At 61.5% G+C, this 353-nt stretch carries 1 protein-coding gene; it reads right to left on the reverse strand.

Annotated elements, in window-relative coordinates; translation table 11 throughout:
- Positions 1-353: porin (locus tag H3V53_RS43500; RefSeq protein WP_336603085.1), on the reverse strand; the 353-nt coding region annotated here is incomplete at both ends.

Genomic DNA, 353 nt, shown 5'->3' on the forward strand with positions numbered 1-353 from the left:
ATACTGCCGAAGTACTGTGCGCCGCGCACATCGGTTTCAGCCATCGCGTAGATCATCGGGATGATCTGCCGGCCGGCGTCGAACGTGCCGTACGGACTGGACACGCCGACCGTCGCGAACTGGTTGAAGATCGCCGTCGTGCCGGGCGTATCGGACAGGCCGAACCTGCCGTTCGTCGTGTTGAATACGCCTTGCAGCTTGAAGTTGATCTTGTAGCCGCCGCCGAGGTCCTCCGATCCCTTCAGCCCCCAGAAGCTCGCGTAGATGCCGCCGTCCTTCATCTGATACGTGTGGCCCAGATTCGGCGCATGCGGCTGAAACGTCGCAGCGGATGTGCTCTGGTACAGAAAGCC

This window comes from Paraburkholderia bengalensis (assembly GCF_037126505.1).
GTDB lineage: Bacteria > Pseudomonadota > Gammaproteobacteria > Burkholderiales > Burkholderiaceae > Paraburkholderia > Paraburkholderia bengalensis.